The organism is Mesorhizobium sp. BH1-1-4, from assembly GCF_020165665.1.
Lineage (GTDB): Bacteria > Pseudomonadota > Alphaproteobacteria > Rhizobiales > Rhizobiaceae > Mesorhizobium.
The window spans coordinates 328,417-344,449 of the sequence record NZ_JAIUIN010000003.1; the positions used below are offsets into that span (position 1 = coordinate 328,417).

The 16,033-nt window shown below is 61.6% G+C and carries 15 protein-coding genes and 1 tRNA gene; 2 read left to right on the top strand and 14 right to left on the bottom strand.

Features of this window, described 5'->3' with window-relative positions; translation table 11 throughout:
• The first annotated feature begins 45 nt into the window (after positions 1-45).
• Complete coding sequence (locus tag LB569_RS08080) at positions 46-612, top strand: hypothetical protein (protein WP_224691737.1); 567 nt, start codon at positions 46-48, stop codon at positions 610-612.
• Positions 613-684: 72 nt separating this feature from the next.
• Here the strand turns inward: LB569_RS08080 and LB569_RS08085 are convergent.
• Positions 685-760 (bottom strand) — tRNA-Lys (locus LB569_RS08085).
• A gap of 296 nt (positions 761-1,056) precedes the next feature.
• On the opposite strand from LB569_RS08085, the gene LB569_RS08090 reads away from it, so the two are divergent.
• A complete protein-coding gene (locus LB569_RS08090; protein ID WP_140701411.1) occupies positions 1,057-1,548 on the top strand; it encodes a BA14K family protein in 492 nt (163 codons plus the stop codon).
• 77 nt (positions 1,549-1,625) lie between these two features.
• On the opposite strand, the gene glpK is transcribed toward LB569_RS08090, so the two are convergent.
• From glpK to LB569_RS08155, 13 genes are all read right to left on the bottom strand, one after another.
• Complete coding sequence (glpK, locus tag LB569_RS08095) at positions 1,626-3,116, bottom strand: glycerol kinase GlpK (protein WP_224691738.1); 1,491 nt, start codon at positions 3,114-3,116, stop codon at positions 1,626-1,628.
• Positions 3,117-3,208: 92 nt separating this feature from the next.
• The gene (locus LB569_RS08100) at positions 3,209-4,933 is read right to left on the bottom strand and encodes an ABC transporter substrate-binding protein (protein ID WP_140701413.1); all 1,725 of its coding nucleotides are present in this window, start codon (positions 4,931-4,933) and stop codon (positions 3,209-3,211) included.
• Between the two features lie 84 nt (positions 4,934-5,017).
• A complete protein-coding gene (locus LB569_RS08105; RefSeq protein WP_224691739.1) occupies positions 5,018-5,305 on the bottom strand; it encodes a DUF2160 domain-containing protein in 288 nt (95 codons plus the stop codon).
• Between the two features lie 3 nt (positions 5,306-5,308).
• Positions 5,309-6,229: a carbohydrate ABC transporter permease gene (locus tag LB569_RS08110; protein ID WP_140701415.1), complete on the bottom strand. Its 921-nt coding sequence runs from the start codon at positions 6,227-6,229 to the stop codon at positions 5,309-5,311.
• Position 6,230: 1 nt separating this feature from the next.
• A complete protein-coding gene (locus LB569_RS08115) occupies positions 6,231-7,097 on the bottom strand; it encodes a carbohydrate ABC transporter permease (protein ID WP_140701416.1) in 867 nt (288 codons plus the stop codon).
• Positions 7,098-8,183, bottom strand: coding sequence for an ABC transporter ATP-binding protein (locus tag LB569_RS08120; protein ID WP_140701417.1), 1,086 nt, complete (start codon positions 8,181-8,183; stop codon positions 7,098-7,100). It lies immediately after the preceding gene.
• Between the two features lie 10 nt (positions 8,184-8,193).
• Positions 8,194-9,273 carry an ABC transporter ATP-binding protein gene (locus tag LB569_RS08125; protein ID WP_224691740.1) on the bottom strand — a complete coding sequence of 360 codons (1,080 nt, stop codon included), beginning with the start codon at positions 9,271-9,273 and terminating at the stop codon, positions 8,194-8,196.
• Positions 9,274-9,315: 42 nt separating this feature from the next.
• On the bottom strand, positions 9,316-10,842 hold the full coding sequence (gene glpD, locus LB569_RS08130; protein ID WP_224691741.1) for a glycerol-3-phosphate dehydrogenase: 1,527 nt from the start codon (positions 10,840-10,842) through the stop codon (positions 9,316-9,318).
• A gap of 124 nt (positions 10,843-10,966) precedes the next feature.
• Complete coding sequence (locus tag LB569_RS08135; RefSeq protein WP_140701420.1) at positions 10,967-11,734, bottom strand: DeoR/GlpR family DNA-binding transcription regulator; 768 nt, start codon at positions 11,732-11,734, stop codon at positions 10,967-10,969.
• Between the two features lie 126 nt (positions 11,735-11,860).
• Complete coding sequence (locus LB569_RS08140; protein ID WP_224691742.1) at positions 11,861-13,273, bottom strand: pyridoxal phosphate-dependent decarboxylase family protein; 1,413 nt, start codon at positions 13,271-13,273, stop codon at positions 11,861-11,863.
• 76 nt (positions 13,274-13,349) lie between these two features.
• On the bottom strand, positions 13,350-14,081 hold the full coding sequence (locus LB569_RS08145; RefSeq protein WP_140701422.1) for a peptidase: 732 nt from the start codon (positions 14,079-14,081) through the stop codon (positions 13,350-13,352).
• A 31-nt stretch (positions 14,082-14,112) separates the two neighbouring features.
• On the bottom strand, positions 14,113-14,907 hold the full coding sequence (locus LB569_RS08150) for a transglutaminase domain-containing protein (protein ID WP_224691743.1): 795 nt from the start codon (positions 14,905-14,907) through the stop codon (positions 14,113-14,115).
• 61 nt (positions 14,908-14,968) lie between these two features.
• Entirely contained in the window at positions 14,969-15,910 is a 942-nt protein-coding gene (locus LB569_RS08155) for an alpha-E domain-containing protein (protein WP_224691744.1), read from the bottom strand.
• Positions 15,911-16,033: the final 123 nt, after the last annotated feature.

Sequence of the window (16,033 nt, forward strand, 5' to 3'; positions counted from 1 at the left end):
GCATCAGGGCCGGGATCGTTCCGGAATCATTGGAAAGTGCGACGAATGATCGATCCGTCCCCTGTTTGGCTCGACGCAGCCGCCCTATTTCCTGTTGGTGCCGACCTGCGCTTACGGCGGTCGAAGGAGGCCCAGATGCAGGAACCCAGGGATATCGCAGCCCGGCGTCTGAGTATGATCATCGAGCAATATGTCGAGGCCAGAAAACGGCATTTCGGCTTTGTGTCCACGGACCAGGCTGCCCGAGTGATCCGCAGAACCCTGAAACCTGATCCTTCTGAGCGAGCGCTTTCCGATCACGACCTCGACGACATGGTCGCCGCCCTCGCCGTGAAGAACGGCTTGGCCGTCATCTTCGACCGCGGCGTAAGGGGACCGGCCAACGGCGCCGACGCCGACCTGAACAGAAAGGAACCGATTATGCGAGCACCGACCGAGACCCCCGATGTTGCCGGCGCGGTGGACGCCATCCTGAGCGATCGCACGGCGCGGCTTTCGATGAGCTCCGTGATCTCGTTGCTGCGCGAACGGACGGGAACGAAGCGATCCGACGCCGATCTGGAAGGGTTGATCGCCAAGAAAGCCGCCGTTTTGGACGTGCATCTGTCATGAAGCATCTGAACAGTCGTTGAGCGCGACAAGATACACGGACAAATCAAAAAGCGCTGGCAAGACATTTGACGATGGTGAGCGCGATGGGATTCGAACCCATGACCTACTGATTAAAAGTCAGTTGCTCTACCGGCTGAGCTACGCGCTCCCTCGGGCTCGAAAAGGCCGCCCTCGAAATTGCGCGGAACATAGGGAGAGTGCCGCGACCGGTCAACCGGAAAAGAGCGTCAAAAGGCCGGCTGTTTCAAGCATGGTCACTTCGCCTGATAAGACGTCCCGAAGGCTCCAAATCCCCCGAGCAGCCGGCAGAACTTTTCAATGGGCTGCCGACCCAACCGAGAAACATTACAAATCAGCAACTTGGCGGTTCATGAGGAACCATCGGTAAGATCGCTCGTTACCTCGCCACAAGGGACGTCAATCACCCTTTCGAAGGAGAAGACCATGAACAAGCTCGCAACGGGTATACTGGCGACCACGCTATCAATATCTTTTGCCGCGGCGGCCGCCATGCCGGCGGAAGCAGCCCAGATGTTTGTGCCGCAGACGTCATCAGCTTCTAGCGATGCACAGAACGTCGACTACAAGCCCTGGATGAACAACCGCCACGGCAATCGAAACTTCAGCAACCGCAACTTCAACCGCAATCGTAACTTTGCGCGAAACTATGATGGTGGAAGTTATTGGAACGGCCATCGCGGCTATCGTGAATACCGTCGCGGTTACCGCCGCCATGGCGATTACTGGTTCCCGCTTGCCGCTTTCGCGACTGGCGCATTGATCACCGGTGCGATCGTCAACAGCGAGAGCAATCGTGTCTATGAAGGCAACTCGCACGTCCAGTGGTGCTACGACCGCTACAAGAGCTACCGGGCATCGGACAACACCTTCCAGCCGTACAATGGGCCGCGCCAGGAGTGCCGCTCGCCGTACTGATCCACGGATAGTGTGAGTGGCGTATGAGTAGCGTATGCTTGTGAGTAGAAGGCCCGCGCCAAATGGCGCGGCCCTTTTTAGGTGCTCAGTGTCCTGCGCACGGCATCGCGCCAGCCCGACAGTTTCGCCGCACGGCTGGAAGCGTCCATCTCCGGCTGAAAGCGCCGCTCCAGCGCCCAGCTTTTTGCGAATTCTCGCGCCTTCGGCCACACGCCGGCTCTCGAACCGGCGAGCCAGGCCGCTCCCAGCGCGGTCGTCTCCAGTATGGTCGGCCGATCGACCGGCGCGTCGAGAATGTCGGCCAGTCTCTGCATGGTCCAGTCCGACGCCACCATGCCGCCATCGACCCTGAGCACGGTCTTGGCGGAGGCGCCCTTCCAGTCCTTGCGCATCGCATCCAGCAGGTCGCGGGTCTGATAAGCGACGGATTCCAGAGCGGCGCGGGCGAACTCCGCCGGGCCGGAATTGCGGGTCAACCCGAAGATCGCGCCCCTCGCCCCGGCGTCCCAATGCGGCGCGCCGAGCCCGACAAAAGCCGGCACTAGATAGACATTCTGGGTCGGATCGGCCTCCGCCGCCAGCCTGCCGCTCTGTTCGGCCTTGCCGATCACCTTGATGCCATCGCGCAGCCATTGCACGGCGGCCCCGGCAATGAAGATCGAGCCTTCCAGCGCGTAGGTGGTCTTGCCGTTCAACCGATAGGCGATGGTCGTCAGCAGCCGGTTCTTCGAGCGCACCAGATCGCTGCCGGTGTTGAGCAGCGCAAAACAGCCTGTGCCGTAGGTGGATTTCATCATACCCGGCTCGAAGCAGGCCTGCCCGATGGTGGCGGCATGCTGGTCGCCGGCGACGCCGAGGATTCTGATCTCGGCGCCAAAGAGGCTTTTCTCTGTGATTCCATATTCATCGGCGCAATCCTTGACTTCGGGCAACATCGCGGCTGGAATGCGCAGGATGGAAAGCAGTTCGTCGTCCCAGGCATTCTCGGCGATGTTGTAGACGAGCGTGCGGGACGCGTTGGTGGCATCGGTGGCGTGCACCTTGCCGACGGTCAGCCGCCAGATCAGAAAACTGTCGATGGTGCCGGCCAGCAATTCGCCCTTCTCGGCCCGCTTCCTTGCGCCTTTCACCTTGTCCAGCATCCAGGCGATCTTGGTGCCCGAAAAATAGGGATCGAGCAGCAGGCCGGTCTTGCGCGTGAATTTCTTTTCCAGCCCTTGTTTTTTGAGCTTCTGGCAAAGCGGCGCGGTGCGCCGATCCTGCCAGACAATCGCGTTGTGAATCGGTTTGCCCGTCGCCCTGTCCCAGATGACGATGGTCTCGCGCTGGTTGGTGATGCCGATGGCCACGACATCGGCAGCCGTACAGCCGGCCTTTTTCAGTGCGGCCTTCACCGTCGTCACGACGCTTGCCCAGATCTCTTCCGGGTCGTGCTCGACCCAGCCGGAGGCCGGATAGTGCTGGGTGAATTCCTTCTGCCCGCTGCCGGCGACTGTCATGTCCTTGTCGAACAGGATCGCCCGGGTCGATGTCGTTCCCTGGTCGATGGCCAGCACAAAACCGCTCATTCCCGCATCCTCCGCCTTGATACAAAGAAGGGAGACGGCAACGCGCCGTCTCCCCCTGTTTCACACGGGCGCGAACGCCCGCATAGACCGTCTTACTTCTGCCAGCTTTTGACCAGCTCGTCATAGTTGATGGTCTGCGGCTTTTCCTTCTCGTTCTCGATCTTCAGCTGAGGCGCGAGATTGCCGGCCTTGACCGCGTCGGCATTCCAGTAAGCGAGATCATGTTCCTCCGCGAGCTTCGGCCCGATGTCACCCTGGACGCCGGACTTCTCGATGCGGCCCATGACCTTTTCCTGCTCGGCGCAGAGCGAGTCCATCGCTTCCTGCGCGCTCTTGGCGCCCGACGACGCATCGCCGATCGCCTGCCACCAGAGTTGTGCCAGCTTCGGATAGTCAGGCACGTTGGTGCCGGTCGGCGACCACTGCACACGGGCCGGCGAACGATAGAACTCGATCAGGCCGCCGAGCTTCGGTGCGCGTTCGGTGAAGCTCTTGTCGTGGATCGTGGAGTCGCGGATGAAGGTCAGGCCGACATGGCTCTTCTTCACGTCCACGGTCTTCGATGTCACGAACTGGGCATAGAGCCAGGCCGCCTTCGCCCGGTCTTCGGGCGTCGACTTCATCAGCGTCCACGACCCGACGTCCTGGTAGCCGAGCTTCATGCCGTCCTTCCAGTAGACGCCATGCGGCGATGGGGCCATGCGCCACTTCGGCGTGCCATCGTCGTTCATGACCGGCAGGCCGGGCTTCACCATGTCGGCGGTGAAGGCGGTGTACCAGAAGATCTGCTGGGCGATGTTGCCCTGCGCCGGAACCGGGCCCGATTCGGAGAAGGTCATGCCCTGCGCTTCCTGCGGCGCGTAGGCCTTCAGCCAGTCCAGGTATTTCTGGATCGAATAGACCGCGGCCGGGCCGTTGGTGTCGCCGCCGCGCGCCGTGCAGGAGCCGACCGGCTGCGATTTCTCGTTGACCTTGATGCCCCATTCGTCGACCGGCAGCCCGTTGGGCAGGCCCTTGTCGCCGTTGCCGGCCATCGACAACCACGCGTCGGTGAACCGCCAGCCCAGCGACGGGTCCTTCTTGCCGTAGTCCATGTGGCCATAGACCTTCTTGCCGTCGACGTCGCGGCCGGTGAAGAACTCGGCGATATCCTCATAGGCCGACCAGTTGACCGGAACGCCGAGGTCGTAACCGTACTTGGCCTTGAAGTCGGCCTTGTTCTTCTCGTCGTTGAACCAGTCGTAACGGAACCAGTAGAGGTTGGCGAACTGCTGGTCGGGGAGCTGATAGAGCTTCTTGTCCGGCGCCGTGGTGAAGGAGGAGCCGACGAAGTCTGCCAGGTCGAGGCCCGGATTGGTGACGTCCTTGCCTTCACCAGCCATCCAGTCGGTCAGGTTGCGCACCTGCTGGTAGCGCCAGTGGGTGCCGATCAGATCGCTGTCGTTGACCCAGCCGTCATAGAGGTTCTGACCGGTCTGCATCTGGGTCTGGATCTTCTCGACGACGTCGCCTTCCTGGATGACGTCATGCGTGACCTTGATGCCGGTGATGGCGGCAAACGCCGGCGCCAGCACCTGCGATTCATACTGGTGTGTCGTCAGCGTTTCCGAGACCACCTTGATCTCCATGCCGGCGAACGGCTTGGCGGCGTCGATGAACCACTGCATTTCCTTTTCCTGGTCGGCGCGCGAGAGCGTCGACAGATCGCCTATCTCCTTGTCGAGAAAGGTCTTTGCTTCATCCATTCCGGCATAAGCGTGGCCCGCGCCGAGCAAAAGGACAAGGGCAGTCGTTGACGTTAAAAATTGCCGTCGCATTGTGTCTCCTCCGAGTTTCTAAAAAGGTTTCAAGTGCGATCTGGAGCGTCCGCCGATACGCGGCCGCCCCATCAGTTTCCCCCTCTATACGTAGCGGAACACGCCAATGGCGTAGACCACGGAGAGAGCGAGAGCCCACCACAGGCTGGGCCCAACCAGACCCAGCCAAGCGAGATGGATAAAGGCGCTGCCAAGCAGCGAAACGAAGAGGCGGTCGCCGCGCGTCGTCTCGAAGCGCAGCACGCCGATACGCGGATGACCGCCGGGCGAAGCGTATTCCCAGACACCCATGCCGAGCAAAAGCAGCGCGATGACGCTGAAGAACGCCGCCGTCGGCCAGGTCCACGCCATCCAGGAGAAATCGAGGTTCATGGATCATACCCTCCCCAGCGCAAAACCCTTGGCGATATAGTTTCTGACGAACCAGATCACGAGCGCGCCCGGGATCAGCGTCAGCACGCCGGCGGCGGCGAGCAGCCCCCAATCCATGCCCGAGGCCGACACGGTGCGGGTCATCGTTGCCGCGATCGGCTTGGCGTCGGTCGTGGTCAACGTGCGCGCGATCAAGAGCTCGACCCACGAGAACATGAAACAGAAGAAGCAGGCGACACCGATGCCGCTGGCGATCAGCGGCATGAAGATCTTGATGAAGAAGCGCGGGAACGAATAACCGTCGATATAGGCGGTTTCGTCGATTTCCTTCGGCACGCCCGACATGAAGCCTTCGAGAATCCACACCGCCAGCGGCACGTTGAACAGGCAGTGCGCCAGCGCCACCGCGATGTGCGTGTCGATCAGGCCGAAGGCCGAATAGAGCTGGAAGAACGGCAGCGCGAACACCGCCGGCGGCGCCATGCGGTTGGTCAGTAGCCAGAAGAACAGATGCTTGTCGCCAAGGAAGCGGTAGCGCGAGAAGGCATAAGCCGCCGGCAGCGCCACGGTGACCGAAATCACCATGTTCATCACGACATAGGTGATCGAGTTGACGTAGCCGGAATACCAGGCCTTCTGCGTGAAGATAGTGACGTAGTTGGCGATTGTCGGCGCATGCGGGTAGAGCGTCAGCGAGTTGACGATCTCGGCATTGGTCTTGAAGCTCATGTTGATGAGCCAGTAGATCGGCAGCAAAAGCACGATGATGTAGAGCGTCGGCACGATCCACCACCAGCGCGATTCCTCGCCGCGGCGGCGCATGCGCCTGTCGAGTTCACTCTGCGACAGCGAACTGGCGAGCCCTTCGGAAGCGGCCGTGCCGTTCATCGCGTTGCGTTCGGTGCGTTCATTGGCGCCTGCCATCTCAACGCTCCGCGTCGTAGTTGGTCATCACGGTGTAGAACACCCACGACAACAACAGGATGATGAGGAAGTAGACCAGCGACATTGCCGCCGCCGGACCAAGGTCGAACTGGCCGAGCGCCGTCTTGACGAGGTCGATCGACAGGAACGTCGTCGAATTGCCCGGACCGCCACCGGTGACGACGAAAGGTTCGGTGTAGATCATGAAGCTGTCCATGAAACGCAGCAGCACGGCGATCAAAAGCACGCGCTGCATCTTCGGCAGCTGGATGTAGCGAAAGACAGCCCAGCGCGAGGCGCCGTCGATCTTGGCCGCCTGATAGAACGCGTCCGGGATCGAGACCAGGCCGGCATAGCAGAGCAGCACGACCAGGCTGGTCCAGTGCCAGACATCCATGACGATGATCGTGACCCAGGCGTCGAACGGATCCTGCACGTAGTTGTAGTCGATGCCGAGCGCGTTGACGTAGTAGCCGAGCAGGCCGATATCGTTGCGCCCGAACACCTGCCAGATGGTGCCGACGACGTTCCACGGGATCAGCAGCGGCAGCGACATCAACACCAGGCAGACCGGTACGCCCCAGCCCTTTTTCGGCATGTTGAGCGCGATGAAGATGCCGAGCGGCACCTCGATCGCCAGGATGATGAAGGAAAAGACCAGGTTGCGAACCATCGCTTCCCAGAAGCGGCTGGATGAAAGCAGTTCCTCGAACCACTCGGTGCCCGCCCAGAAGAAGACGTTGTTGCCGAACGTGTCCTGAACCGAGTAGTTGACGACCGTCATCAGCGGGATGACGGCGGTGAACGCCACCAGCACCAGCACCGGCAGCACCAGGAACCAGGCTTTGTTGTTCCAGGTCTTGTCCATCTATGCCACCCCCATCTCGACACGCCCCATGTCAACTAGCCAGGAATCGGCATAGATGTTGATGCCGGCCGGATCGAACCGCACCTTCGGTTCGGCCGGCACTGTCTCGTCCTCGCCGATCACCGCCGCGATGTCGCGGCCCTCCAGCTTGGCACGCACCACCTTGTGTCGGCCGACATCCTCGACCTTGCTGATCGAAACGGCCATGCCGTCGCGGCCGAGCCGCACATATTCCGGCCGGATGCCAAGCTCGATCGCGCCACCGCCCGCCTTGGGCGCGCCCGGCAGCTCGATCCGCTGTGAGCCGAGCGTCGCGGTTTTGCCGTCGATCGCCACCGGCATGACATTCATGCCGGGCGAGCCGATGAAATAGCCGACGAAGGTGTGGCGCGGCCGCTCGAACAGTTCCGCCGGCGTGCCGATCTGGACGATGCCGCCATCATACATGACCACCACCTGGTCGGCGAAGGTCAGTGCCTCGGTCTGGTCGTGCGTGACATAGACCATGGTGTAGCCGAAGCGCCGATGAAGCTGCTTCAATTGCGAACGCAGCACCCATTTCATATGCGGGTCGATGACCGTCAGCGGTTCGTCGAACAGGATGGCGTTTACGTCGGAACGCACCAGCCCGCGGCCGAGCGAAATCTTCTGTTTCTGGTCGGCGGTCAGGCCCCTCGCCTTCTTCTTGGCCCACGATGCCAGATCGATCATCTCCAGCGTCTCGCGCACCTTGCGGTCGACATCGGCTTCCGGCACGCCGCGATTGCGCAGCGGGAAGGCCAGATTGTCGTAAACGGTCATGGTGTCGTAGATGACCGGGAACTGGAACACCTGCGCGATGTTGCGCTCCTGCGTCGACAAATTGGTCACGTCCCTGCCGTTGAACAGCAACTGGCCATGCGAGGGATGGAGCAGGCCAGAAATGATGTTGAGCAGCGTTGTCTTGCCGCAGCCGGACGGCCCGAGCAGCGCATAGGCGCCGCCATCCTCGAAAATGTGGTGCACTTCGCGCAGCGCGAAATCGGCATCCTTTTGCGGGTTCGGCAGGTAGGAATGCCTGACATGGTTGACGTCGATGCGTGCCATATCGCCCTCCTCAAGCCGCCAGCTTCGGCGCGGTCATGGCCCGGCCGTGCTCGTCGAAGACCATGATGTGACGCGGATCGATGAACACCTCGACCACCGCGTCGGTTTCGAAATCCCTGATGCCATGGGTCAGCATGACCCAGCGCGCATCGGCGAAATCGAGATGGATGAAACTTTCCGACCCGGTGATTTCGGTGATGGTGACCTTGGCTCGCACCGGCACGGCCAAGGCATTGGGCCGATCGAGCGAGAGGTGATGCGGTTGGAAGCCGATCGTGTAGTTAGTATCGGCGATGTCGGCGAGTTCCACGGGCACCGGCAGCTTGACGCCGCCCTCGAGCAGGAAGTCCGGGCCCTTCTTGGCCAGCACGATGGTGTTGAGCGGCGGATCGGCGAAGGTCCTGGCCGTCACCAGGTCGACCGGCCTGCGGAAGACATCGATGGTCGGGCCGAACTGGGTGACCCGGCCTTCCGACAGCGTCGCCGTGTTGCCGCCGAGCAGCAACGCTTCGTGCGGTTCTGTGGTGGCGTAGACGAAGATGGTGCCCGCGGCCGCGAAGATCCTCGGCAGTTCGGCCCGCAATTCCTCGCGCAATTTGTAGTCGAGATTGGCCAGCGGCTCGTCGAGCAGCACCAGGCTGGCATTCTTGACGATGGCGCGAGCCAGCGCCGTGCGCTGCTGCTGGCCGCCTGACAGGCTGAGCGGCGTGCGGTCGAGATAGGGCGTCAGCTTGAGAAGTGCCGCCGCTTCGCGCACCTGGCTGTCGATCTTGGCCTGTTCGACGCCGGCCACGCGCAAGGGCGAGGCGATGTTCTCATAGACGGTCATCGCCGGATAATTGATGAACTGCTGGTAGACCATGGCGATCTTGCGCTTCTGCACCGGCGTCCCGGTAACGTTCTGGCCGTCGAACCAGACCGAACCGGAGGTGGGCACATCGAGGCCGGCCATCAGCCGCATCAGGCTGGTCTTGCCCGACAGGGTCGGCCCCAGCAGGACGTTGAGCGATCCATGCTGGAGCGTCAGCGACACGTCGCGGATGTGCTCGGCCGCGCCGACCGCCTTGGTGACGTTTCTCAGTTCCAGCATGACGCCTCCTCCCAGGCCTTCCGCATCAGCTCGAGACCCTCTTCATTCGGCGGCCGCGACGTGCCGCCGGCTGATGCCGCGCATGAATTCATCCAGGGCGGCAACCTGCTCACGCGCAAGATGCAGGCCGCGCTTGGTCCGGCGCCACAGCACATCTTCCGCAGTGACAGCCCATTCGTTTTCAACGAGATAGCGCACCTCGACCTCGTAGAGGTCGCCGCCGAAATTGCGGCCGAGGTCGGCAATCGACTTGGCAAGGCCGAGCAGCACCTGGGCGCGCGTCCCGTAAAGCCGGGTCAGCCGGCGGGCGAGGCGCTGGTCGAGGAAGGGATAGACACCCTTGAGCTTCGCCACCTGCGCGTCGAAACCGGTGGCCGGAAAATCTCCGCCAGGCAGCGGTGCGTTCGATGTCCACGGCTTGCCGCGCTTGCCAAGAAAACCCTCGATCTTCTCCAGCATCGATTCCGAAAGCCGGCGATAGGTGGTGATCTTGCCGCCGAAGGCATTGACGATCGGCGCGGCGCCTTCGCCGCCATCGGCCTTCAGCACATAGTCGCGGGTCGCCTCCTGCGCCTTGGAGGCGCCGTCATCGTAGAGCGGGCGCACGGCCGAATAGGTCCAGACGATATCCGAGCGCTTGACGGGAACCGCGAAATACTCGCTGGCCGCGGCGCAGAGATAGTCGATCTCGGTGTCGCTGATCTTCACATCATGCGGATCGCCGGGATAATCCTGATCTGTGGTGCCAATCAGCGTGAACTCGTCCTCGTAGGGAATGGCGAAGATGATGCGGCCATCCCTGTTCTGGAAGAAATAGGCGCGCGGATCGTCGAACTTTTTGGCGATGACGATGTGGCTGCCCTGCACCAGGCGCACATTGTGCACCTCGTTCAGCCCGACGACGCCGGACAGCACGTGATCGACCCAGGGCCCCGCCGCGTTGACCAGCAGCCGCGCCTTGACCTCTTCGGTCTCGCCGGTCCGCAGGTCCTCGATCCTGATTGTCCAAAGGCCGTTTTCGCGGCGCGCGCCGACCACCTTGGTACGGGTGCGGATCGTTGCGCCGCGATCGGCGGCATCACGTGCGTTGAGCGCCACCAGACGCGCGTCGTTGACCCAGCCGTCGGAATATTCGAAAGCCTTTTTGAACAAAGGTTTCAAAGGCTTGCCGGCCGGATCGCTCGTCATGTCGAGCGTCCTGGTCGCCGGCAGCAATTTGCGCCCGCCAATGTGATCGTAGAGAAACAGGCCAAGCCGGATCAGCCAGGCCGGGCGCAGGCCCTTGGCGTAGGGCAGCACGAAACGCATCGGCCAGATGATGTGCGGCGCGTTCTTCCAAAGCACCTCGCGCTCCATCAGCGCTTCGCGCACCAGACGGAATTCGTAGAATTCGAGATAGCGCAGGCCGCCATGAATGAGCTTGGTCGAGCCGGACGAGGTTCCGCTGGCGAGATCGTTCATCTCGGCCAGAAAGACCGAAAACCCGCGCCCAACGGCGTCACGGGCAATGCCACAGCCGTTGATGCCACCGCCTATGACGAAGATGTCACGGATTGAAGATGCGTCCACCAGTTCCTCCACGATTTCGCATTGCACCATTTTTGTCTTTTGCGAAACCGTGGCGGAATTATTTCGAACTCATAACGAATGTCAAACGAAATATCACAAGCCCGTGAAACGGCCGTGAAAGCGTTTAGCCGAGTGACGTCTCGATCAGTTGAACCTCGGCCTCCTGGCAGATCCTGCGCACCGAGGCAATGTCGCAGCGGTCGGTGATGAAGGTGTTTACCTGGGACAGATGGCCGATCCGCACCGGCGCCGTACGCTCGAATTTGGTCTGGTCGGACACCAGGATGACATGCCTTGCGTTGGCGATGATCGCTTGCGCCACCTTCACCTCGCGAAAATCGAAATCGAGCAACGCGCCATCATGATCGATAGCCGAGGCGCCGATGACAGCATAATCGACCTTGAACTGCCTGATGAAATCGACCGCCGCCTCGCCGACGACGCCGCCGTCGGAACCACGCACAACCCCGCCCGCGATCACCACTTCGATCGACGGATATATGCGCATCCTATTGGCAACATTGATGTTATTGGTGATGACCATCAGACCGTTGTGGTCGAGCAATGCCTTGCTGACCGCTTCCGTCGTGGTGCCGATATTGATGAACAGCGAGGCGTTGTCGGGGATAAGCCTGGCTGCCGCGCGGCCGATCGCTTCCTTCTCGTCGGCCGCGATCTTGCGCCTTGCCTCATACTCCATGTTCTCGATGCCGGACGGGAACAAGGCACCGCCGTGGATGCGCGAAAGCAGGCGCTGGTCGCAGAGATCGTTGAGATCCTTGCGAATGGTCTGCGGCGTCACGTTGAAATGGGTCGCCAGATCGTCGACCAGCACACGGCCATTGTCCTTGGCCATCTGGATGATTTCGGCATGGCGCGGCGACAGATACATTACACGACCTCCCCTTTCGTTTTTCTTGATTATAACTGAAAACGAAAATGATGAAAGGGTATAAGCCGGCTAATGGAAATCACATGATTGCAAAGGCAAACTCCGGCACAACTCCACAAGCCCGGTTCAGGTCAGGCTACGCGCGATTTCGGTGATGACTGCAAAAGCCGAATCGACATCGGCGGCGGTTGCCTCGAACTGGCCGACCTGGAAGCGGATGGCGACGCGGCCATTCACACTGGTCTGCGTCAGGTAGATGCGGCCGTCATCGTTGATGGCATTGACCAGGCGAAGATTGTGACTGTCGGGCTCGGCGCCGGTGGGAGCGGCATGGCGGAATGAAAACAGCGACAGCATCGGCTCGGTGACGATCTCGAAATCCGGCTCGCCGGCGAGGCGCGCGGCCAGGCCTTCGCTCCAAGCGACATGATTGCGGATCATGGCGCGCAGATTCTCCAGCCCGTGGGCACGCAGCAGGAACCAAAGTTTCAGGGCGCGGAAGCGTCGGCCGAGCGGCACCGACCATTCGGAGTAATTGATGATGCCGTCGCGGCCATGTGTCTTGAGGAATTCGGGCTTTATGGCAAGCGTGCGAACGAGGTCCTCGGGCTGGCGAATGAACTGTATCGAGCAGTCGAATTGCGCGCCCAGCCATTTGTGGGGGTTGAAGACGATGGAATCCGCCAGCTCGGCGCCGGCCCAGAAATGGCGAAACTCCGGGCAGATCATCGCCGACCCGGCCCAGGCGGCATCCACATGCAGGTAGAGCCCGTGCCGCCCCGCGACCGTCGCGACCGCTGCGATATCGTCCGTGCCGCCGGTGCTGGTACCGCCGACGCTGGCGACGATGCCCGCGGGCAGCATGCCGGCTTTCCGGTCGGCGATGATGGCCGCTTCGAGAGCCGCCGTATCCATGGCGCGAAAACGGCCGGCGACCGGAATACGCACGAGATTGTCCTCGCCTATGCCTGACACCCAGATCGCCCGATCGATCGAAGTGTGCACCTGATCCGAGCAATAGACGCGCAACCGCTCCTGCCCGGCCAGTCCCTTTTTGTTGCCCTGCCAGTCCAGCCCCCGCTCGCGCATGGTCAGCACCGCATTGAGCGTCGCCGAAGAGGCCGAATCCTGGATGACGCCGGAAAAGCCTTCCGGCAGGCCGAGCGCCTGGCGCATCCAGTCCACTGTGCGGGTTTCGAGCTCGGTTGCGGCCGGCGATGTCTGCCAGAGCATGCATTGCGCGGCCATCGCCGACACCAGATACTCCGCCACCACCGAGACCGGCGCCGCGTTGGCTGGAAAATAGGCGAAGAAGCGCGGATGCTGCCAATGGGTCATGCCCGGTACGATCTTGGCTTCGAAGTCGGCGAAGATCCTGTCCATCGGTTCCGGGTCTTCGGGTGGCGACGCTTCGATGCTCCTGAAAATGTCGCCCGGCTCGACCCGTGGCCGCACCGGCCGCTCACGCAGATTGTTGCGGTAGTCGGCGCCCCACTCGGCGGCGCGATGCGACCATTGCCGGAAATCGTCGTTGTTCATCCTGCCCTCCCCGCATGATCGCCACGCCAGCACCCATCGCCCGGCTTTTGAAAAGAGCCGCGGACTCCGCGGCCTCCTAGCCAGGGAAATCCGGCAGGCTGGCGAAGGCCGTCTTCAGCGCATTCGACCATCCGTCGGAGATCGTGCGGTAATAAGGATCGTCCTGCCCGATCCGCTTCTTCAGCCCGACCTTGAAGGCATCCTGCTCCAGGAAGAGCAGGTCGAGCGGCAGGCCAACCGACAGGTTGGATTTCAACGTGGAATCGAACGACACCAGAAGCAGCTTCACCGTTTCGGCCAGGCTCATCGTGCGCTCATAGGCGCGGATGATGATCGGCTTGCCATATTTGGTCTCACCGATCTGGAAGAACGGCGTGTCGTCGGTCGACTCGATGAAATTGCCTTCGGGGTAGATCATGAACAGGCGCGGCGGGCTGCCCTTGATCTGCCCGCCCAGGATGAAGGAGGCGTTGAAATAGGAATCAGCCTTTTCGCCGGCGGGCGACGATTGCTCGATCACCTCTTTCACCGTGTCGCCGACCAGCCGCACCGTCTGGTACATGGACGGCGTTTCGAGCAGCTTCTCGTGACGGTCGGTCACCGCCTTGGTGCGCTCGTCGAGCAGGCTGACCACCGCTTGCGTCGTCGCCAGATTGCCGGCCGACATCAGCACGATGACGCGCTCGCCCGGCTGCTCCCAGACATGCATCTTCTTGAAGGTCGAGATCGAATCCATGCCGGCATTCGTGCGCGTGTCCGACATGAACACGAGCCCGCGATCGATCTTGAGGCCGACGCAATAGGTCATGGAATCTCTTGAAACGGTAATCCCTGGGGGATTACTGCTCTACCGTGACCGTGACCGCAAGCAGTTCTTCCGCCTGTCCCAGTCGAATTCCCGACACGGGCGAAGCGTCGCGATAGTCGCGGCCGGTGGCCACCTTCACATAGCGTTCGTCGGGAGAAATACCGTTGGCGGGATCGAAGGCAACCCAGCCGAGGCCCGGAACATGCGCTTCGGCCCAGGCGTGACTTGCCGCCTGCTCGACAGCCGCATCCATCATCAAATAGCCGCTGGCATAGCGTGCCGGAAACCCCATCGCACGCGCCGCGGCGGCAAAGACGTGGCTATGGTCCTGGCAGACCCCGGTTTTCAGCACCAAGGCTTGCTCGGCCGACGTCGTCGCATTGGTGGTCCCTGGCGTGTAGGCGACGCGCTCGGCGATGGCGGCCATCAGCCGATGCAGTCTTTCAAGGTCGGTGCCCTTGCCGACCGCCTCGGCAAGATCACGGATGCCGTCGCCTATGGTGGTCAAGGCGGTCTCCTGCGCGAACAACCAGAGTGGCGCGAAGCCCTGATGCGGCCCGCAAACGCCAGAGGTATCGCGCGTCACCACCTCGCCCGACGCCTCGACCGTGATGAAGTCGTGGTCACCCTCGACGCTCAACAGCCTGGTATCGTTGCCGTAGTGGTCGGTAAATCGCACCTCCTCGCGCGCGCCTTCGACCTTTAGCGCCCAGGACAGCACGGTCTGCGTCGGCCCGCTCACGGGCAGCAGACGAAGCCGCTGGAGCAGATATTGCACCGGCGCGTCGTAGCGGTATTCGGTCCGGTGGGTGATTTTCAGCCGCATGGCTATCTTCCGTTCGCGTGCATGATCTCTAGCGAAAAGCGGTGTCCACGTTCAATCATGCTCAATAAAACCTGTAGTCCTGCGCGATCTCGTCGCCGAGCCTGGTGTTATCGCGAATGAACCCGGCCAGGAACTCATGCAGGCCGGCGTCGAATATGTCCTTGATCGACCCCGCCCTCAGCATCGCCTGCGTTTTCTCCGCCGTCGCGTGGCAGGCATGGCGCTCGCCATAGTCATCGGAGAGAAATTTCAGATGTTCCGCCAGGAAGCGATAGCAGAAGGTCAGCGATCGCGGCATGCGGACGTTGAGGATCAGGTAGTCGGCAATGTTGGTCGGCTTGTAGTCGGCATCGTAGACCCAGCGATAGGAGCGATGCGCCGACACCGAGCGCAGGATCGATTCCCACTGGTAATTGTCGAGGCTGGAGCCGACCCATGAGATCGACGGCAAAAGCACATAGTATTTCACGTCGAGGATACGCGCCGTGTTGTCGGCGCGCTCGACATAGGTGCCGAGCTGCGAGAAATCGAAGATCTCGTTGCGCAGCATGGTGCCATAGAACGAGCCACGGATCAGCGCCGTCTCGCGCTTGATGGCGTCGAGCACGCTTGGCAGGTCGCGCTCGTCGATCGGCCTCGCCAGCATCCGCTTCAACGCCATCCAGGCTTCATTGATGCTTTCCCACGTTTCGCGTGTCAACGCGGTGCGCACCATGCGGGCATTGTAGCGGGCCGTCTCGATCGACGACATCGTGCTCGACGGGTTCGAGGTGTCGCGCAGCAGGAAATCGGAGACATTGGAGGCGGTGTAGTCCTGGTATTTCTGCGTGAAGGTGGCATCGGAGCCGGCACTCAGCAGGACCGAGTTCCATTCCTCCGACGCGCTTTGGGTGCGGGTCAGCGCCATCCGCAGGCCGGCATCGACCAGCCGCGCCATGTTTTCCGCCCGCTCGATATAGCGGTTCATCCAGTAGAGCCCGTTGGCGGTGCGGCCTAGAAGCATGTCGGGCCCTTCGGGCTAGTGAGCAGGGAATAGTGAGTAGGAAGTCGCAAGCGCTTGAATCTCAATAGAATATGGCATTTCGTTCCCCTTTGCCTCACGACTGACTATTCCCTACTCACTCAT